The sequence below is a fragment of the Snuella sedimenti genome (assembly GCF_016428595.1).
GTDB lineage: Bacteria > Bacteroidota > Bacteroidia > Flavobacteriales > Flavobacteriaceae > Snuella > Snuella sedimenti.
The window spans coordinates 103,641-123,163 of sequence record NZ_JAELVQ010000010.1 but is presented as its reverse complement, the minus strand read 5'-3'; the positions used below and the strand labels follow the sequence as shown (position 1 = coordinate 123,163).

The 19,523-nt window shown below is 36.1% G+C and carries 18 protein-coding genes; 15 read left to right on the top strand and 3 right to left on the bottom strand.

Features of this window, described 5'->3' with window-relative positions; translation table 11 throughout:
* Positions 1-18 precede the first annotated feature (18 nt).
* From JF259_RS09690 to JF259_RS09675, 4 genes are all read left to right on the top strand, one after another.
* Complete coding sequence (locus JF259_RS09690) at positions 19-816, top strand: TrmH family RNA methyltransferase (protein WP_199115112.1); 798 nt, start codon at positions 19-21, stop codon at positions 814-816.
* A gap of 116 nt (positions 817-932) precedes the next feature.
* The gene (locus tag JF259_RS09685; protein ID WP_199115111.1) at positions 933-2,165 is read left to right on the top strand and encodes a M48 family metallopeptidase; all 1,233 of its coding nucleotides are present in this window, start codon (positions 933-935) and stop codon (positions 2,163-2,165) included.
* Between the two features lie 337 nt (positions 2,166-2,502).
* Positions 2,503-4,278 carry a DEAD/DEAH box helicase gene (locus JF259_RS09680; RefSeq protein WP_199115110.1) on the top strand — a complete coding sequence of 592 codons (1,776 nt, stop codon included), beginning with the start codon at positions 2,503-2,505 and terminating at the stop codon, positions 4,276-4,278.
* 257 nt (positions 4,279-4,535) lie between these two features.
* The gene (locus JF259_RS09675) at positions 4,536-5,312 is read left to right on the top strand and encodes a carboxypeptidase-like regulatory domain-containing protein (protein ID WP_199115109.1); all 777 of its coding nucleotides are present in this window, start codon (positions 4,536-4,538) and stop codon (positions 5,310-5,312) included.
* 48 nt (positions 5,313-5,360) lie between these two features.
* On the opposite strand, the gene JF259_RS09670 is transcribed toward JF259_RS09675, so the two are convergent.
* From JF259_RS09670 to JF259_RS09665, 3 genes are all read right to left on the bottom strand, one after another.
* Complete coding sequence (locus JF259_RS09670; protein ID WP_317192077.1) at positions 5,361-5,615, bottom strand: VOC family protein; 255 nt, start codon at positions 5,613-5,615, stop codon at positions 5,361-5,363.
* Entirely contained in the window at positions 5,564-5,737 is a 174-nt protein-coding gene (locus JF259_RS17765; RefSeq protein ID WP_317192076.1) for a VOC family protein, read from the bottom strand. Before JF259_RS17765 ends, JF259_RS09670 begins: the two co-directional genes overlap by 52 nt.
* A gap of 116 nt (positions 5,738-5,853) precedes the next feature.
* Positions 5,854-6,519, bottom strand: coding sequence for a TrmH family RNA methyltransferase (locus tag JF259_RS09665; RefSeq protein WP_199115108.1), 666 nt, complete (start codon positions 6,517-6,519; stop codon positions 5,854-5,856).
* A gap of 207 nt (positions 6,520-6,726) precedes the next feature.
* Between JF259_RS09665 and JF259_RS09660 the strand changes: the two genes are divergently transcribed.
* The 11 genes from JF259_RS09660 (at position 6,727) to JF259_RS09610 (ending at position 19,474) form a co-directional block, all read left to right on the top strand.
* On the top strand, positions 6,727-7,416 hold the full coding sequence (locus tag JF259_RS09660; protein WP_199115107.1) for an SIR2 family NAD-dependent protein deacylase: 690 nt from the start codon (positions 6,727-6,729) through the stop codon (positions 7,414-7,416).
* A 68-nt stretch (positions 7,417-7,484) separates the two neighbouring features.
* Positions 7,485-8,063: a non-canonical purine NTP diphosphatase gene (locus JF259_RS09655; RefSeq protein ID WP_199115106.1), complete on the top strand. Its 579-nt coding sequence runs from the start codon at positions 7,485-7,487 to the stop codon at positions 8,061-8,063.
* Positions 8,064-8,125: 62 nt separating this feature from the next.
* The gene (locus JF259_RS09650) at positions 8,126-10,339 is read left to right on the top strand and encodes a RelA/SpoT family protein (RefSeq protein ID WP_199115105.1); all 2,214 of its coding nucleotides are present in this window, start codon (positions 8,126-8,128) and stop codon (positions 10,337-10,339) included.
* Between the two features lie 26 nt (positions 10,340-10,365).
* On the top strand, positions 10,366-10,818 hold the full coding sequence (locus tag JF259_RS09645) for a Fur family transcriptional regulator (protein WP_199115104.1): 453 nt from the start codon (positions 10,366-10,368) through the stop codon (positions 10,816-10,818).
* Positions 10,819-10,830: 12 nt separating this feature from the next.
* Positions 10,831-12,114, top strand: a complete 1,284-nt coding sequence (locus tag JF259_RS09640) for an adenylosuccinate synthase (RefSeq protein WP_199115103.1) — start codon at positions 10,831-10,833, stop codon at positions 12,112-12,114.
* 111 nt (positions 12,115-12,225) lie between these two features.
* A complete protein-coding gene (locus JF259_RS09635; protein WP_233164202.1) occupies positions 12,226-14,016 on the top strand; it encodes an OstA-like protein in 1,791 nt (596 codons plus the stop codon).
* A 2-nt stretch (positions 14,017-14,018) separates the two neighbouring features.
* A complete protein-coding gene (locus JF259_RS09630) occupies positions 14,019-15,206 on the top strand; it encodes an aspartate aminotransferase family protein (RefSeq protein ID WP_199115102.1) in 1,188 nt (395 codons plus the stop codon).
* Positions 15,207-15,361: 155 nt separating this feature from the next.
* Positions 15,362-16,750, top strand: a complete 1,389-nt coding sequence (locus JF259_RS09625; protein WP_199115101.1) for a tetratricopeptide repeat protein — start codon at positions 15,362-15,364, stop codon at positions 16,748-16,750.
* A gap of 51 nt (positions 16,751-16,801) precedes the next feature.
* Positions 16,802-17,719 (top strand): DUF368 domain-containing protein, encoded by a 918-nt coding sequence (locus tag JF259_RS09620; protein ID WP_199115100.1) that lies wholly within the window; start codon positions 16,802-16,804, stop codon positions 17,717-17,719.
* A gap of 2 nt (positions 17,720-17,721) precedes the next feature.
* Complete coding sequence (locus JF259_RS09615; protein ID WP_199115099.1) at positions 17,722-18,741, top strand: DUF368 domain-containing protein; 1,020 nt, start codon at positions 17,722-17,724, stop codon at positions 18,739-18,741.
* A complete protein-coding gene (locus tag JF259_RS09610) occupies positions 18,734-19,474 on the top strand; it encodes a shikimate dehydrogenase family protein (protein WP_199115098.1) in 741 nt (246 codons plus the stop codon). Before JF259_RS09615 ends, JF259_RS09610 begins: the two co-directional genes overlap by 8 nt.
* The last annotated feature ends 49 nt before the right edge of the window (positions 19,475-19,523 follow it).

Genomic DNA, 19,523 nt, shown 5'->3' with positions numbered 1-19,523 from the left:
ATTACATTTGCCTTTGCAATGAACAAACAAATTTCCAGCATCAATAACACATATATTCGCCAACTGGTTCAGCTAAGGGACAAATCGCGTGAGCGTAAAAAGTCTGGGGTGTTTTTAATTGAAGGCGAACGTGAAATTTCGTTAGCAATAAAAGGCGATTATGAGATCAATACGATCTTATTTTATCCTGAGTTAATTTCAGAAGAACGGTTAAACAAATTAACCCTTCAACAAATAAACACTATTGAGATCTCAAAAGAGGTCTATCAAAAACTGGCCTATCGAGATACTACAGAGGGTGTTCTAGCTGTTGTAAAAGCCAAACCACACAGCTTAGAGAACTTGAAACTTAAAACCGAAAAACCGCTACTCTTAATTGCAGAAGCTCCCGAAAAACCAGGCAACATAGGGGCACTATTAAGAACTGCCGACGCTGCCAATGTCGATGCCGTTATTATAGCCAATCCTAAAACCGATTTGTATAACCCCAACATTATACGCTCTAGTGTAGGTTGCGTATTTACCAAACAAATTGCCATGGGTAGCACTACTGAAATCATTCAATTTTTAAAAGCTAAAAACATTAGAATCTATTGTGCGGCCTTACAGGCTTCTGTAAACTATCACACGCAAGATTTCACAAAACCTACAGCTATTGTTGTTGGAACAGAAGCTACCGGTTTAAGTGAAGAATGGCTAAACAGCTCCGATCAAAACATTATTATCCCCATGCAAGGCGAAATAGATTCCATGAACGTCTCTGTTGCCGCAGGAATTCTTATTTTTGAAGCCAAAAGACAACGGGATTTCAGATAAACTTCCATTAAGAAGGAATTATGACCTAAGTAATCTTATAATTTCAACGTAATTTAAACAGATTGCCACGCTTCCCAAGTAATCGGGATCTTCGCAATGACAACAGAAAAATAAATATGACCGCAAACACCCTTTTCTATATTATCATCGGAATTATTGTTATCAATTTTATAGTCGATAAAATCATCAGTGCATTAAACGCGAAACATTTTAATGACAACTTGCCAAAAGATTTACAAGATGTTTACGATGATGCCGAGTACAAAAAATCGCAATCATATAAGCTAACCAACTATAAATTCGGCTTACTTACCTCAACGTTTTCATTACTATTAACATTAGGGTTTCTAGTTTTTGACGGCTTTGAATTTGTTGATACTATTGCTAGGAGCTATAGCAATAATAGCATTATTATTGCTTTATTGTTCTTTGGAATCATTATGATTGGAAGTGACATTATTACAACGCCATTTTCGTATTACAGTACCTTTGTTATAGAAGAAAAATTCGGATTTAACAAAACCACAAAAAAAACATTTTTCCTTGATAAATTAAAAGGTTGGTTAATGATGATAATCGTTGGAGGAGGCCTCCTTGCTTTAATTATTTGGTTTTATGAGCTTACCAAATCACAGTTTTGGCTTTATACTTGGGGGTTAATAGCTATTTTCACCATATTCATGAATATGTTTTATTCAAAACTAATCGTGCCCTTATTTAATAAGCAAACCCCATTAGAAGCTGGATCACTGAGGGATAAAATTTCTGAATACGCTAAAACTGTAGGCTTTAAACTGGACAAGATTTTTGTAATCGATGGCTCAAAGCGTAGCACCAAAGCCAATGCCTATTTTTCGGGATTTGGTAGTGAAAAGCGCGTCACACTCTATGATACACTAATTAATGATTTAGAAGAAGACGAAATCGTTGCCGTACTAGCTCACGAAGTTGGCCACTATAAAAAGAAACACATTATTTTTAATCTATGTACTTCTATCCTACTAACAGGATTTACACTTTACATATTATCCCTTTTTATTTCAAACCCATTACTGTCGAATGCATTAGGAGTCGACATACCAAGTTTTCATATCGGGCTTATAGCTTTCGGTTTGTTATACAGCCCCATTAGCGAAATTACTGGATTGATTATGAATGTTTTTTCAAGAAAATTTGAGTACCAGGCCGATGATTATGCCAAGAACACTTACAAAGCCGAACCGTTAATTACTTCTCTTAAAAAATTATCAAAAAACAGTTTAAGTAATTTAACACCTCACAAAACCTATGTTTTTATGCACTATTCCCACCCAACCCTTTTACAACGGATTAAAAACTTAAGGGAATAACCAATTGAAACACCTTTACAAAAAAGTTATGAGACTCTCTAAAAAATGACGACACGATCTCTTGGATGTGAAATATCTTTATGGCAACATCAAATCAATAAATTAGCGAGCAGTGAAAGCCTAACCATAAACAATCGTGCAACGTTCAAGCATTAAAACCGTAACTTTTAAACTAAAAACTTGTAACTCAAAACTTTTATGTATCTTTGCCGCTTGAAACCCAGAAATGGGTATAATTCCTCAGAGTGAGGATGTGTTACTGGAAGGTTAAGTTTTAAGTATGTCGATTCGCTTCTTATGTAACACCACATAAACATAATCGAATACTTATACAAGAATGAACACATTCCAAGATTTAGGTCTCAATGAAGACCTTTTACACGCTATTGCCGATTTAGGCTTTGAAAAACCAAGTGAAGTACAAAACAAAGCCATTCCTATTTTATTAGAGAAAGAAGGCGATTTAGTAGCGTTAGCACAAACAGGTACCGGAAAAACCGCTTCTTTCGGATTTCCGATGTTACAAAAAATAAATGTAGATAGCCGCACCACACAAGGGCTTATCTTATCACCTACCCGTGAGCTTTGCTTACAAATAACCAATGAAATAAAACAATATGGTAAATATTGTAAGGGACTAAATGTCGTTGCTATTTATGGGGGTGCAAGTATTACAGAACAAGCAAGGGATGTAAAAAAAGGAGCCCAAATTATTGTTGCCACTCCAGGACGTATGAAAGATATGATAAGCAGACGTTTGGTGGATATTTCGAAAATAGAATATGCTGTTTTAGATGAAGCCGACGAAATGCTAAACATGGGCTTCTATGAAGATATAACATCCATTTTATCACACACTCCAGAAGACAAAAGCACTTGGCTATTTTCGGCAACAATGCCTAAAGAAGTAGCTAGCATTGCTAAAAAATTCATGCACCAACCTATTGAAATAACAGTAGGAAACAAAAATGAAAGTACCAGTAATGTATCTCACGAATACTATTTGGTAAATGCCAGAGATCGCTACCAGGCCTTAAAACGTTTGGCTGATGCGAACCCAGATATTTTCTCTGTAGTTTTCTGTCGTACCAAGCGGGACACTCAAAAAGTTGCCGAACAACTTATTGAGGATGGCTATAGCGCTGCTGCTTTACACGGCGATTTAAGTCAGAATCAGCGCGATTTAGTAATGAAATCCTTTAGAAACAAACAAATACAAATGTTGGTTGCTACCGATGTTGCTGCCCGTGGTATTGATGTAGACGACATTACTCATGTTATAAACTACCAGTTACCAGACGAAATTGAAACGTACACCCACCGCTCTGGCCGTACAGGTCGTGCCGGGAAAACAGGGGTCTCAATGGTTATTGTTTCTAAAAGTGAAGTTCGTAAAATTAAAAGCATAGAACGTATCATTAAGAAAAATTTCGACAAAAAAGACATTCCAAACGGCATGGAAATTTGCGAAGTACAATTAATGTCACTAGCCAATAAAGTACATAATACTGAAGTAAATCACGAAATTGACAAGTACTTAAGTAGCATTAATGAATTATTTGAAGATACAACCAAAGACGAACTAATAAAAAAGTTCTTTTCTGTAGAATTCACACGTTTTTATAATTATTACCAAAAGTCAAGAGATTTAAACGTTTCTGAATCTGGTAGCCGTGAAAGCGATAGTGGTCGCGATTATAAAGGAAATGGTAATTCTACCCGTTACTTTATTAATGTAGGCAAAAAAGACGGTTTCGATTGGATGAACCTAAAGGATTTCTTAAAGGAAATGCTAGATTTTGGCAGAGACGATGTCTTTAAAGTTGAAGTAAAAGATAGTTTCTCATTTTTTAATACCGAAAAAGAATTACAAGAAAAGGTACTAACTTTCTTTACAGATTTTAAGCACAATGGGCGTTTTGTAAATGTTGAAGTATCAGAAAACAGAGATCGAGGAGGTAGGCGCGACGGCAAAGGTCGTGGCGGCAGACGAGATGGTAAAAAAAATGGTGAAAAACGATTTTCAAATTCAAAACCAAGACGTTCAGGATCCGATTTTAAGTCAAACCAAGGAGGTTCAAATTTTTCTAGACCTAAACGGTCCAGACGATAGAATTTAAATATATCTTTTAAGGTTTCTTGGATTTGTTAATTTTAAGTCAAAAATAAAACATAGACCCCCTATCTTGTTGTTTAGTTTAGTACTTTTATAACAAATTAAGAATTACATGTTAAAATGACGAAACATTCTTAACTAAAATATAGTCATACAAAGAATTGATTATATCGATGTTACACCCTGCGCTGGCCCTTTGGCTTCGCTCAGGGCTGGCTTAAGTCTAAAACATGACCATTTAAAAAAATAAACATATGAAGTATTATCTGCTACTTTTTTTATTTGTTACAACCTTTACATTATGTATGGGGCAAAACACTAGTAAAATAAAAGGGGTAGTAGTTAATGCTGCTGACGGCAGTTTTCTTGAAAGTGTTAATATTGTAAACCTTAACCAGGTTATAGGGACAACAACAAATAATGAAGGGGAATTTCAAATTTCTGCCAAGGCAAACGACACCCTTCATTTTTCCTATTTAGGTTTTAAATCCATAAAAGTACGTGTTACCAATGACTGGATAAAGTTTGGGGATTCCAAAATTGAACTAACAGAGCTTGCCTTAGCTCTCGAAGAAGTAGTTGTTAACCAATTAAGACTTACTGGCTATTTAGAAGTAGACATAAAGCAAGTACCCATTATTAACAACAATTACAGGTATAGTATATCCGGACTTCCCAATACAGGTTATGAAGCTACTTCACCTGGTGCTGTAAGTAAGGTTTTAGGCTCTATTTTTAACCCGGCCGACTTTCTGCACCGTATGTTCGGAAAAAAACCAAACGAACTTCGCAAGCTTAAAAAAATGAAGCAGGATGATGAAATTAGAAACTTGCTTGCCTCCCGATTTGACAGAGAAATGCTTACCGTACTTTTAAATGTAGACCGTGTAGATCTTGATGAAATTGTAAGTCAGTGTAATTATTCCAAAGGTTTTATTCAAACAGCAAACGACTTACAAATATTGGACGCCATAAGTGAATGCTATGAAGAATTCAAACTTCTAAGCAAAAGCCGAAGTAACCGACTGTAATACCTCCTGTAACTTAAAATTACTCATTAAAATAAGCCTCCGTCTCCCTTACTCTTTTGAATGCAATGCTATTCTATTGCCTTCGCTATCTATAAACACGCCCATATATCCGTGCTCAGGAGATATTTGGGTCTTTGGCTGATATATTTCCCCTCCTGCAACTTCAACTCTATTCAATTCGTTTTGAACATCCTCACTCATAAAATAAATAAGTACTCCTTCCCAACTTGGCACATAAGTATCTTGTTTAATTAGTGTGCCTTGGGCACCAGGTACTTCCCCCCTATCAGGGAACCACCCCATGAGCAAACCTCCAAAATCGTGTATACTTTTATCTCCACTTGAAAAACAGCTTCATAAAACGCTTTAGCCCGTTCCATATCATTTACGGGAATTTCAAACCAGCCTACCATATTATGCTTCATGATATACTTTATTATGTTTCTTAAATATAACTATTTACCAGATAATTGAAGTTTAAAAACTACAATAACTACCTAGAAACCCAAATACTTACCCAACAAATGCCTCGTGACTTTCCCTAAGGCAGTTTACGATTATTATGAAAACGATCTACAATCTCTTCATAACTCCTAATCGTCTTCTTACACCAATCCAAACGTTTTTCCAATTGCTCACTTTCGGTTAGTTGCCATGCAATATTCGTTTGTTTTAATTTAGTAGTGACATGCTGTAAAATAATCGCTGCTGACACAGAAATATTTAAACTCTCGGTAAAACCTACCATTGGAATCTTTAAATAACTATCGGCAGCATCCAAAACTTCTTGTGATACGCCTTCGGTTTCCCTTCCAAAGAAAAAACAGGACTTTTTACTAATATCAAACTCGTGCAATAAACAATCATTCGTATGTGGTGTAGTCGCTACAATTTGGTATCCTTTTTGCTTTAAATCGGCAATGCAATCTTTCACACTCGTATAGCGATTTAAATCTACCCACTTTTGTGCGCCCATAGCTATTTCCCTATCAATCCGTTTGGTATTGCGCTCTTCTACGATATTCGCTTCCTGAATTCCAAAAACATCACAACTCCGTATCACAGCACTGGTATTGTGCAATTGGTATACATCTTCGGTCGCTACGGTAAAATGCTTGGTGCGCTGTGATAAAACCGATTCAAATCGCGCTTTTCGACTATCGGTCATATAACTTTCAAGATATTCTAGTAATTTTACATCAATCATAACACAAAACTACTAAAGTTTTTATGCAAAAAATGATGGGCTATTTCACTTTGTGCAAAATAACAGGATGATTACCTTTAACTTTGCTATTAAAAATTGTCTGTCTGAACGGCGCGAATTGCTTTGTTAATTGAAGTAGTTTAAAGTTAATATGCCCTACCATAACACAATTAACCAACAATCAAACAACCAATAACCTAATAACAAATGAAAAAGCATGTCGTTGTACTTACTGGAGCAGGCATGAGTGTCGAAAGCGGGATTAAAACCTTTAGGGATGCCAACGGATTATGGGAAGGTCACGATGTTATGGAAGTAGCAACTCCAGAAGGTTTTCGGGCAAACCCAGAATTAGTACTCGATTTTTATAACCAGCGGCGGCGTCAGTTATTTGAAGTCAATCCCAATAAAGCGCATTTAGATTTAGCGGCCTTGGAAAATGAGTTTAAGGTGAGCATCATTACCCAAAATGTTGACGACCTTCACGAACGTGCAGGAAGTTCCAATGTCATTCACTTACATGGTGAGCTGTTAAAAGTAAGAAGCACCCATGATGCGTTAGATATCCAAAAGTGGACAAGCGATCTTGTACTAGGTGACACATGTAAAAAAGGCCACCAACTGCGACCTCATATTGTTTGGTTTGGCGAAGAAGTTCCCATGATGCAGCCCGCCATTAATATTTGTGAAACAGCGCATATACTCATGATTATTGGCACATCCATGCAAGTATACCCAGCAGCAGGTTTAATGCATTACGTTCCAAACAACACCCCTATATATTTTATCGACCCAAAACCTGCCATAGAAAGCAAGCACAATTTAACCGTAATTGACAAACCTGCTACAACAGGTGTAAAAGAAGCCATACAAAAAATAATAACCACAGTTGGCTAAACAGAGCTTCTTGTTCTTTTGTTTAACTCAATATAGTTGTATTTTTGACCTTTAAAACCAACGACTCTATGCAACTTGTTTTTGCTACCAATAATCTAAATAAGCTTAAAGAAGTACAAGCTTTAATGCCAGAACACATTCAGCTTTTAAGTTTAAAAGACATAAACTGTTTAGAAGACATTCCCGAAACCCAAAATACCATTAAAGGTAATGCCATTCAAAAAGCGCAATATATCAAAACACATTATGGGATGGATTGTTTTGCCGACGATACCGGTTTAGAGGTATCGGCACTAAACGGTGCTCCGGGAGTGTATTCGGCGCGCTATGCAGGCGAACAGCGGGATGCCAATGACAACATAAACAAATTACTTTCCGAACTAGGGCACCAATCCAATAGAAGCGCCCAGTTTAAAACCGTAATTGCTCTATACCTTAACGACGCCCTCCACACCTTTACCGGTATTTGCCCTGGTAGTATTACCAAAAGCAAAAAGGGAGACAAAGGATTTGGTTACGACCCCATTTTTAAACCCGATGGTCATAATGATACTTTTGCAGAAATGGATTTAAGCCTAAAAAACAGTATTGGACACAGAGGAAAAGCTATTTCACAGCTAGTCAACTTTTTAGCCCCTGAACCTTAAAAATACACTACAAAAACCACAAACCTATTGGTAATTAACATTCTTTATGTTATTTTTAATTTATGACAGAGGAAGCTATAGAAAAAGAGAACGCAGCCATTACCAAAGCCTACAAAGAGTTATTAAGAGTTAGTTACACCACACTCACTAACGATGATAAAAAACTTATTCGTAGCGCCTTTGATGTGGCATTAGATGCTCATAAAGATCAACGCAGAAAATCCGGTGAAGCATATATTTTCCACCCACTGGCAGTAGCTAAAATTGTTGCCCAGGAAATTGGCTTAGATGCAACATCCATTGCTGCTGCTTTGCTTCATGACGTTGTAGAAGACAGTAAAAATTACACTATTGATGACATAGAACGCTTATTTGGCGATACAGTTGCTCGCATTGTAAACGGTCTTACCAAAATATCTTCCCTTAAAAAAGATATGGACGTATCCCTACAGGCGGAGAACTTTAGAAAGATGCTGTTAACATTGAATGACGACGTCCGCGTTATAATCATTAAAATAGCAGACAGGCTCCATAACATGCAAACTATGGACGCAATGCGTTCTGACAAACAAGTTAAAATAGCTTCAGAAACCTTATACATTTATGCGCCCTTAGCACACCGTATTGGGCTTTATAATATAAAGACAGAACTAGAAGATCTAGGCCTAAAATATACAGAACCCGATGTATATTTCGATATCCTTAACAGAATTAAAGAAAGTAAGGAAGAACAAGACCTGTATATTAAAGAATTTAGTGACGTCATAAAAAAGTCTTTAGACAAAGAACAACTTGAGTATACCATAAAAGGACGACCCAAGTCCATTTTTTCCATTCGTAGAAAAATGGTTAAACAAGGGGTTTCCTTTGACGAAGTTTACGACAAGTTTGCTATTAGGATTATCTACAAAAGTGAAGATATAAATGAGAAATTTTTAGCGTGGAAAATATATTCGGTTGTAACCGATCACTTTAGACCCAACCCCATTAGATTGCGTGATTGGATATCATCACCTAAATCTACCGGATACGAAGCCTTACACATTACCGTAATGGGACCTAAAGGTCGCTGGGTAGAAGTTCAAATACGCAGTGAGCGCATGAACGAAATAGCAGAAAAAGGCTATGCTGCACACTATAAATACAAACAAGCTAGTGAAAAAGAAGATAACTTAGAAAACTGGATCAACAAACTACAAGAAGCATTAGAAAACCCAGATACCAATGCCGTAGATTTTGTAGAACAATTTAAGTTAAACCTATACTCCAAGGAAATATTTGTTTTTACACCCGCGGGCGAACTAAAATCGTTACCCAAGGGTGCTACATCGCTCGATTTTGCATTCAGTATCCATACCGAAGTGGGCATGAAAACCCGGGGCGCCAAAGTGAATGGCAAACTAGTCCCATTAAGCCATGAGCTACATAGCGGTGACCAAGTTAGTATCTTAACATCAGAATCGGCCAAACCCAATGCCAATTGGCTAGACTATGCAACCACAGCCAGGGCGCGAAGCAAAATAAAATCGGCTTTAAAGGAGGACAAAAAACGTATTGGCGAAGAAGGCAAGGAAATTCTACGAAGAAAATTAAAACAACTTAAAATAACCCTTAACGAATCCTCCGTTAACGAATTGGTTAACTATTTTAAACTTAAAACCAGTTTAGACTTATTTTACCGTGTAGGTATTGGCACTATTGATAATACGATGCTTAAAGATTTTGCTGCTTCCAGAAGCAATGTCTTAATGAGTTTTATTAAAAATAAAATATCTAGAAAGCCCCATATAAGCAAAGATGAACTGGACAAAGAAGAAGTAACAGCTAACTACGACTCTATTGTTTTTGGTAAAGAAGAAGAAAAGCTTGACTATAAATTAGCAAATTGCTGCAATCCGATTCCCGGCGATGAAGTATTTGGTTTTGTTACTGTTACCGAAGGCATCAAGGTGCACAAAAAAAACTGCCCAAATGCCTTAAGCTTGCAATCTAACTATGCCTACCGAATTATGCCTGCCAAATGGATCGACTCAACACAGCAAGAGTTTTTAGCTCAAATTGTTGTCTCGGGTATTGATCATATTGGCTTAGTTAATGACATCACACAAATTATTTCGTCCAATATGCACGTAAACATGAAAAGCTTGAGTTTTGAAAGTGATGATGGTTTGTTTTCGGGAAAAATTAACGTGATTGTAAAAAATAAAACACTATTAAAAAAGCTTTTAGAGAAGCTTAAAAAAATTAATGGTATAGATAAGGTCTCTAGAGTGTAAAAAAAGTGTAAATTTGCGACGAAATTATGAATGCAAAGGCAGATACAAAAAATCAAGAAATAGTAAAAAGCGTATTTACAAGTTTCTTAGAAAATAACGGGCATCGAAAAACACCCGAACGCTACGCTATACTGCAAGAAATTTATAATAATACCGAACACTTCGATATAGAGTCATTATATCTTAGCATGAAAAACAAAAAGTATCGTGTATCTCGCGCTACTTTGTACAATACCATAGAGTTGCTTTTGGAATGTGGTTTGGTTAGAAAACATCAGTTTGGACAAAACCAAGCACACTACGAAAAGTCATATTTCGACAGGCAACACGATCATGTTATCCTTACAGATACTGGAGAAGTTATAGAATTTTGCGACCCCAGAATCGAATCAATAAAAAAAACAATCGAAGAGATTTTTGATATTGAAATCAACAATCACTCACTCTACTTTTACGGAAACAGAAAATCAACCAACTAATTATTTTTTACAATGGCAGTAGATTTACTACTAGGATTACAATGGGGAGACGAAGGCAAAGGAAAAATTGTTGACGTACTTACATCTAACTATAATATTATAGCACGTTTTCAAGGTGGCCCAAACGCCGGTCATACCCTGGTTTTTAATGGTAAAAAGCACGTATTACATACCATTCCGTCAGGAATCTTTCATGAAGATGCTACCAATTTGGTTGGTAACGGCGTTGTTATCGACCCTGTTATCTTTAAAAAAGAACTTGACAAATTAGAAGAACAAAACATAGACTATAGAAAATCATTGCTTATTTCCCGTAAAGCACATATTATCTTACCTACACATCGTTTATTGGATGCTGCAAGTGAAGCTGCTAAGGGAAAGGCGAAAATTGGATCTACCCTTAAAGGTATTGGTCCAACATACATGGACAAAACCGGAAGAAATGGTATTCGTGTTGGCGATTTGGAGTTGAGCGACTGGAAGGATCGCTATAGGGCTCTGGCCGACAAACATGAATCCATGATTTCATTTTACAATGTAGACATTCAATACGATTTGAAAGAACTTGAAGCTGAGTTCTTTGAAGCCGTAAAAATTTTAAAATCGCTTAAGTTTATTGATTCCGAAGAATATGTATACCAAGCACAAAAAGCAGGTAAAACCATTCTTGCTGAAGGTGCTCAAGGCTCATTACTGGATATCGATTTTGGAACCTATCCGTTTGTTACCTCCAGCAACACAACAGCTGCAGGAGCCTGTACAGGTTTAGGAGTCTCCCCTAATAAAATTGGCGAAGTATTTGGTATCTTTAAAGCCTACACCACCCGTGTTGGTTCTGGCCCCTTTCCTACCGAGTTGTTTGATAGCGATGGCGAAACTATGGCACGCGTAGGAAACGAATTTGGTGCGACTACTGGTCGTCCAAGACGTTGTGGTTGGTTGGATCTTGTTGCCTTAAAATACGCTTGTCAAGTTAATGGTGTAACACAATTAATGATGATGAAAGGCGATGTGCTTTCTGGTTTTAAAACACTTAAAGTATGTATCGCTTACAAATACAAAGGAGAAATAATAGAGCATTTTCCATACAATATCGATCCAGAAAATGTAGAACCAATCTATACCGATTTTAAAGGTTGGAATGAAGATTTAACTGCTATGGATGATGCTTCACAACTTCCGGCAGCTCTAAACGAATACATTGCATTTTTAGAAAAAGAACTGGAAATCCCTATTACCATCGTATCAGTTGGGCCAGATAGAAAACAAACAATTTTTAGACAACAATTGGTTTAATACTAAACCAATAATGATATATTTAACGCTCCAAAATATTTTGGAGCGTTTTTTGTTACCATACAATTATAATATATTATTATCGTTATTTTTGCCACAAACACTTATACTTTGAGAATACCATATCGCTTTTACATTCTAACAGCTATTTGTCTAACCATTTCATTTGGTCTTGGCGCACAGGAAAAGAAAGTCATTGAAATCCCGTATTCGGGTTTTTTAACTTACGATGAAGAAAACTATCCAGGAGCTAAGATTTTTACTCGCGACGACTCACAACAAGTTCATATTGTCCATGGAAGCATCGATTTATGGTGTGACAAGGCCATCCATTATGATACAGAAAAGTTTATAGAAGCCTATGGCAATGTAAAAATGATTGAAGGAGACACCATAACCATGACCTCTAAATATATTGAATACAGTGGTAAATCTTTATTAGCCTATGCTAGTGGCGAAGTAGTACTAAAGGATCCTAATTCTACCGTAACATCGGACACGCTGTATTTTGACCGTGCAAAACAACAAGCCTACTATAGAACTGGAGGCAAAGTAGTAAAAGACTCTTCTGGAACCATTACTAGCAGGATAGGGCGCTATTATATGAACCAAAAAAAATACCAGTTTGTTACCGATGTGGTACTCGTTAATGAAGAAGCTACAGTAAAATCAAACTTTTTCGACTTTTATTCCGATACTGGTCACGCATATTTATACGGCCCATCAACCATAACAACAAAAGAAAGCGTTACCTACTGCGAAAAAGGATTTTACGACACCAAAACCAAAATAGGCTATGCCATTAAAAAAGCCAGGATAGATTACGACAACCGTACCGTAGAAGGCGATAGCTTATATTTTGACAATACCAAAAGTTTTGCTTCCGCTACCAACAACATTACCGTTACAGACACCGTAAACAATAGTATTATAAAAGGTCATTATGCGGAGGTTTTTAAGGAAAAAGACTCTGTTTTCATTACGAAAAGAGCCTTAGCAATTAGTGTACAAGAAAAAGATTCCATTTACATACACGGCGACACCTTAATGGTTACCGGTAAACCCGAAAAACGTATTACCAGAGCCTTTAGAAATGTAAAAATTTATAAATCAGATTTAAGCGGCAAAGCAGATTCCATACACTTTAACCAACAAACTGGTTTAATGCAGTTAATAAACATCTCTCGTTCAGGCACGAATGATGCCTTTTCTACCAAACGTAAACCTATTCTTTGGAACATAGAAAACCAAATGACTGGCGATACCATTCATTTAATATCGAATACCAAAACGGAAAAGCTAGATTCCCTTATTGTTTTTAATAACGCCTTTATTATAAGTAAAGATACACTCAGCGACGACGGCTATAACCAAATAAAAGGTTTACGCTTGGTTGGGCTATTCAATGAAGAAAACACGTTGCACCAAGTAAATATTAATAAAAATGCAGAGTCTATCTTTTACACACGAAATGAAAAACAAGAATTAATAGGAATAGACAAAGCCAAATCGGGAAGTATTTATATGCTGTTTTCTGAAGGTGATATTGAGGAATATACGAGACTAAATCAAATTGACGGAAGTCTGTTCCCTGAGTCTAAATATCCAGAAAGGGACAAACGACTAAAAGATTTTGATTGGCGTGAAGAAGAACGTCCAAAAAGTGTCGACGATTTATTTAAAGACGATCCACCATTAAACCTTCCTAAAATAAAAGGTTTAGATGATTATGTGCCACAAGAAGACTTTTTTGATGACGCGATGCTAGAACGTATGGAAAAAGCCGATAGCGAAGCTAAAACCAAAGAAGATGAAGATCCTAAGGCTTCCAGAAGGCTACCACAACATGTTAAAGACCAACAAAAGGCTAAAGACTCCTTAAAAAACAAAACGGGCAAATAGTCATGACCTCAGATTTTTTTAAATACCAAGCGCAAACATCACCCCATCCCCTTGCCCTGGAAATCTCCCATGCTGAAGGGGCGTACATATACGACACCAAGAACAAAGCTTATTTAGACTTTGTTGCGGGTGTTTCTGCCTGTACTTTGGGACACAAACACCCGAAAGTAAACAAGGCAATAAAGGAACAAGCAGATAAATATTTGCATGTAATGGTATATGGCGAGTACATCCAGAAAACGGCTGTACAGCTCACTAAACTATTAGCTAAAAACTTACCAGAGCCTTTAGAAAAAACCTACTTAACTAATTCTGGTACCGAAGCCATAGAAGGTGCTTTAAAACTCGCTAAACGGGCTACAGGAAGAAGTGAGGTCATTGCAGCACATAAAGCATATCATGGCAATACCATGGGCGCTATGAGCGTTATGGGATTTGAAGAGCGCAAACAAGCATTTAGACCGTTAATACCCAATACACGCTTCATCTCGTTTAATGACACAGACGATTTAAAACACATTACAACCCAAACTGCTTGTGTTATTTTAGAAACCATTCAAGGGGGTGCAGGCTTTATTGAACCAAAAAATGGCTATTTAGAAAAGGTAAAAAAACAATGCTCTAAAGTTGGGGCCTTACTAATTTTGGACGAGATACAACCAGGTATTGGTCGCACAGGAAAACTCTTTGGTTTTGAACACTATAACTGTATTCCTGATATTTTAGTTAGTGGTAAAGGCTTAGGGGGTGGATTACCAATTGGCGCCTTTACAGCTTCGAGCAAACTTATGAATTTGCTTCAAGACCAACCAAAACTGGGGCATATTACAACTTTTGGGGGGCATCCGCTTATTGCAGCTGCTGCGTACGCCACGCTTCAAGAAGTCCTAACCAGTAACTTAATGCAGCAAACCCTGGAAAAAGAAACGCTAATTCGTAAACATTTAGCACACCCGCTTATTAAAGAAATACGAGGAAAAGGATTAATGTTGGCTCTTATTATGCCATCGGATACTATTGCAAATAACTTAATTCTTAATGCTCAAACTAAAGGATTGATACTATTTTGGTTGCTCTTCGAACCTAAAGCAGTAAGAATCACCCCACCTCTAACCATCTCAAACGACGAAATTATTAAGGGTTGTGGCATCATTATTGCTATACTAGATGAGATAACCCAAAAGCAATAAAAACACGTAACACACTAACTATCAATATAAAACAAACAATTTTAAAAGTAAAAACAGTACTTGTTCATTACTTTGTTAAAAACATTTGAGTAATTCTTCCAAAAAAAAGCTTTAGAACCTTAAATTTATTAGGGTAGAAACATACGATTGTGCCTATGGAGTTTAGTCCCGAAGACAATAACAATTTACCGCTTACTAAGTTTGAATCGATGTTAAAAACGAACCACGTTTTGTTTTTCGATTCAGAAGAGTTTGAGAACATAATACATCACTACTTAAATCAAGGTAAGATAGCGTTAGCCAAAAAAGCCATTAAGTTAGGTCTAGACCAACATCCCACATCTATTAACCTAAGACTTTTTAAAGTTGAAGTATATGTTTTTGAAAATAAGCTTATTGAAGCTGATACTTTACTAAACCAACTTTATAGTTTAGATCCATCCAACGAAGAAATCTTTATTCAAAAAGCCAATATACTATCGAAAAAAGATGAGCACCAACAGGCTATTAATGTACTTAAAAAAGCGCTGGAATTAACTGACGATGTTGCCGACCTTTATTCTTTGATTGGTATGGAATACCTATTTCTAGATCAATTTGAGGAAGCCAAAACGGCCTTTATGAAGTGCTTAGAAGAAGACATAGAGGATTATTCTGCACTATATAATATTATTTACTGCTTTGAATATTTAGATCAAAGTAATGAAGCAATTAGTTATCTCAACATCTTTTTAGATAAAAACCCTTACAGTGAAGTTGCTTGGCACCAACTTGGCAAGCAGTATTACAACTTAAAAAACTATAAAAAATCGTTAGCTGCCTTCGATTTTGCCATTATCTCGGACGACACCTTTGTAGGCGCGTACCTTGAACGCGGTAAAGTACTTGAAAAATTGAGCCGCTTTGAAGAGGCTATTGAAAACTATAGCATCACCCTAAAATTAGATGACCCAACATCCTTCGCACTGCTACGTATAGGACATTGCTATGAAAAGTTAAAAAAAGACGATTTAGCAGTTCAATATTTTTACAAAACAGTTCACGAAGATCCTTTATTAGATAAAGGTTGGATAGCCATTACCAAGTTTTATAATCGAAAAAAGAATTATAAAAAAGCGCTATACTATATCAACAAGGCTATTAACATAGATACCGAAAATGTTATCTATTGGAAATTATACTCACAAATAAACCACAGGTTAAACTATTATGAAGAAGCCGAACGTGGGTACAAAAAAACATTAGAGCTAGGGAATTACGAATTAAGCACTTGGCTATCTAGGGGCGATTTATTAATTAAACTAGGAGAACCCGAAGCCGCTATTTACAACTTTGAACAAGCTGTTGAGTTTTATCCCGAAAATGCTGAATTGGAATTTCGTTTGGCCGGCTTATACTTATCGCTAAATGAAATTGACAAGGGCACATTCCACTTAAAAAATGGACTCGACTACAATAAAGAATACAGCTTTATTATCGACGAACTCTTTCCGAAAGTCTCCAATAAAAAGCTTGTAAAAAACTTACTAAAAGCGAATCTATAAGCTAACGTTTCATTAAAATGCATACCTTTGATTTTTTGTTAAAATCAAAATATGCAACGACGTTTATCCAACTACTTAACCATTACTTTAAAAGGTCTAGCCATGGGTGCTGCCGATGCTGTTCCAGGTGTCTCAGGAGGAACAATCGCTTTTATATCAGGTATCTACGAAGAACTCATTGAAACTATTAGCAATGTAAACGCCTCACTTTTTAAAACACTGTTCAGTAAAGGTATTAAACCATTTTGGGCACAGTTAAATGGAAACTTTATTGCAGCACTTCTAATTGGAATTATTATTAGCTATGTTTCTTTTATGAGAATAGCTAAATATTTATTAGAATACCACCCCGTCCTAATTTGGTCTTTCTTTTTTGGTCTTATTATCGCCAGTATTTATTATGTTGGCAAACAAATTACCAAGTGGAATATCCGCACTGTAATAGCATTGGTTATTGGTAGTGCTCTTGCTTACTATATTAGTGCTCTTCCTATAATTAGTGAGAGTACCAATGGTTCGTTCCTGTTTTTTGCCGGAGCAATTGCTATTTGTGCTATGATATTACCCGGTATTTCAGGATCTTTCATCCTTATCATTCTTGGGGCATACAAAACACTAAGTGATGCCATTCATGATTTTGACATAAAAAAATTATTCATTTTCATTGCTGGTGCAGTTTTTGGCTTGCTCAGTTTTAGTCATATTTTAAAATGGCTTTTCAAGCATTACCATAATATTACATTGGCTTTACTTACAGGTTTCATATTTGGATCCTTAAATAAAGTTTGGCCCTGGAAGGAAACCATTGCTTGGCACACCAACACAAAAGGTGTAAAAACACCTCTCCTACAAGAAAGTGTATCACCTTATACTTTTAGTGGAGAGCACCAAATTGGATTCGCTATAACCTTAATGATTCTAGGATTTTTAACTATTTTTATTCTTGAAAAATTAGGATCTAAAAAATAACAATGCAAAGTACCAGAACATTTACCGATAGAATATTTCTAATTCTCAAAGGGTTAGGCATGGGAGCGGCCAATAAGGTTCCCGGTGTTTCTGGCGGTGTTGTTGCTTTTGTTGCCGGTTTTTATGAAGAATTTATTTATTCGCTACAAAAAATAAACAGAAAAGCCTTTAAACTACTCATAAACGGAAGGTTTAAAAGCTTTTACAACTATATTAATGGTCGCTTTTTAAGCTTACTCCTTTTTGGTATGGTTGTAAGCTACTTTAGTGTATCCAAGGTTTTAGATTACCTTATCAAGCATTACGAACTCTATGTATGGAGTGTGTTTTTTGGGATGATCATTGGTTCTATCTATTATATAAATAAAGATTTTAGGGATTGGAACTATAAAACATATACGTCTTTGGCAATAGGTATCATAATTGGTGTAAGCATTAGCTTTTTGAATCCAGCTAAAGAGAATGACAATTTGTGGTTTGTTTTTTTTTGTGGAATCATAAGTGTATCGGGCATGACCCTTCCTGGCTTTTCAGGTTCTTTTATTTTAATCCTTCTTGGAAACTATGTCCTTCTTTTGGTTGATTCCGTTAATGCTCTGTACGATACATTTTACGAAATCATTAAAGGCGATTTTAGTTTCATTGACAAAGTGGAACGCATGCGAATGCTTAAAGTTTTGGCTGTTTTCACATTAGGATCGGTTACTGGGCTAGTAACTTTTTCCCATCTGTTAAATTACATTTTAAAACACTATAAAAGTATTACGCTATCTGTTATCATAGGTTTTATTATAGGCTCTTTAGGCGTAGTATGGCCTTGGAAAAAAACAATTTATAAAGTACAAGCTAACGGTAGCTTTCTACTGGATTCTACAGGAGAAAAAATAATAGCGAACTACAAGCGGTATATCCCAGAATTACATGCAGAAACCTATTACGCCATCGGCTTTATAATACTGGGAATAGCCATTGTGCTAGCACTTGAAATTTATGGACAAAAAACCAGAAAAATACATGATTAAAAAATTAGGTCTATTAGGTAAGAATATTTCATATTCATTTTCAAAAACATATTTTAAACTAAAGTTTGAAGAAGAACAAATAACAAATACAACCTACGAGAATTTCGATATAGAATCGATCGACTTATTTCCTGAAATAATTAAAAATACAGAAGGATTAAAAGGTCTAAATGTAACCATCCCCTATAAAGAACAAGTCATACCCTATCTAGACAAAGTAAACAAAAAAGCAAAGGCCATTGGTGCAGTAAACACAATTAAGATCACAAAAAAAGGAAAACTAATTGGCTACAACACCGATTGCTACGGATTTAAAAAATCTCTAAAACCCTTTTTAAAGCCACACCATAAAAATGCCTTAATATTAGGTACAGGTGGCGCTAGTAAGGCTATTGCCTACAGTCTTAAAAAACTGGGCATACATACTAGCTATGTTTCCAGAAAAGCTTCAAAAGGAATAGATTTCACGTATGCTTCATTGACAGAAAATGATATTAAATCACATCAACTCATTATAAACTGTACACCTTTAGGTACCTTCCCAAATATTGATAATTGCCCGGATATTCCATACGATGCCATTACCGACAAACACATATTATTCGATTTAATTTACAATCCAGAAGAGACTAAATTTCTTAAACTTGGAAAAGCGCAATGCGCCACAACCGTTAACGGCTTATCCATGTTACAATTTCAGGCCGAAAAAGCTTGGTCTATATGGAATTCCTAATTAAAACAAATAAATTAATTATTAAAACATAGCTACTCCTTTGTAAATA

Excerpts from the sequence above, each read along its gene's own strand:
- JF259_RS09690 (WP_199115112.1), top strand. The coding sequence starts at position 19 with ATGAACAAACAAATTTCCAGCATCAATAACACATATATTCGCCAACTG.
- JF259_RS09685 (WP_199115111.1), top strand. The coding sequence starts at position 933 with ATGACCGCAAACACCCTTTTCTATATTATCATCGGAATTATTGTTATC.
- JF259_RS09680 (WP_199115110.1), top strand. The coding sequence starts at position 2,503 with ATGAACACATTCCAAGATTTAGGTCTCAATGAAGACCTTTTACACGCT.
- JF259_RS09675 (WP_199115109.1), top strand. The coding sequence starts at position 4,536 with ATGAAGTATTATCTGCTACTTTTTTTATTTGTTACAACCTTTACATTA.
- JF259_RS09670 (WP_317192077.1), bottom strand. The coding sequence starts at position 5,615 with ATGGGGTGGTTCCCTGATAGGGGGGAAGTACCTGGTGCCCAAGGCACA.
- JF259_RS17765 (WP_317192076.1), bottom strand. The coding sequence starts at position 5,737 with ATGAAGCATAATATGGTAGGCTGGTTTGAAATTCCCGTAAATGATATG.
- JF259_RS09665 (WP_199115108.1), bottom strand. The coding sequence starts at position 6,519 with ATGATTGATGTAAAATTACTAGAATATCTTGAAAGTTATATGACCGAT.
- JF259_RS09660 (WP_199115107.1), top strand. The coding sequence starts at position 6,727 with ATGAAAAAGCATGTCGTTGTACTTACTGGAGCAGGCATGAGTGTCGAA.
- JF259_RS09655 (WP_199115106.1), top strand. The coding sequence starts at position 7,485 with ATGCAACTTGTTTTTGCTACCAATAATCTAAATAAGCTTAAAGAAGTA.
- JF259_RS09650 (WP_199115105.1), top strand. The coding sequence starts at position 8,126 with ATGACAGAGGAAGCTATAGAAAAAGAGAACGCAGCCATTACCAAAGCC.
- JF259_RS09645 (WP_199115104.1), top strand. The coding sequence starts at position 10,366 with ATGAATGCAAAGGCAGATACAAAAAATCAAGAAATAGTAAAAAGCGTA.
- JF259_RS09640 (WP_199115103.1), top strand. The coding sequence starts at position 10,831 with ATGGCAGTAGATTTACTACTAGGATTACAATGGGGAGACGAAGGCAAA.
- JF259_RS09630 (WP_199115102.1), top strand. The coding sequence starts at position 14,019 with ATGACCTCAGATTTTTTTAAATACCAAGCGCAAACATCACCCCATCCC.
- JF259_RS09625 (WP_199115101.1), top strand. The coding sequence starts at position 15,362 with ATGGAGTTTAGTCCCGAAGACAATAACAATTTACCGCTTACTAAGTTT.
- JF259_RS09620 (WP_199115100.1), top strand. The coding sequence starts at position 16,802 with ATGCAACGACGTTTATCCAACTACTTAACCATTACTTTAAAAGGTCTA.
- JF259_RS09615 (WP_199115099.1), top strand. The coding sequence starts at position 17,722 with ATGCAAAGTACCAGAACATTTACCGATAGAATATTTCTAATTCTCAAA.
- JF259_RS09610 (WP_199115098.1), top strand. The coding sequence starts at position 18,734 with ATGATTAAAAAATTAGGTCTATTAGGTAAGAATATTTCATATTCATTT.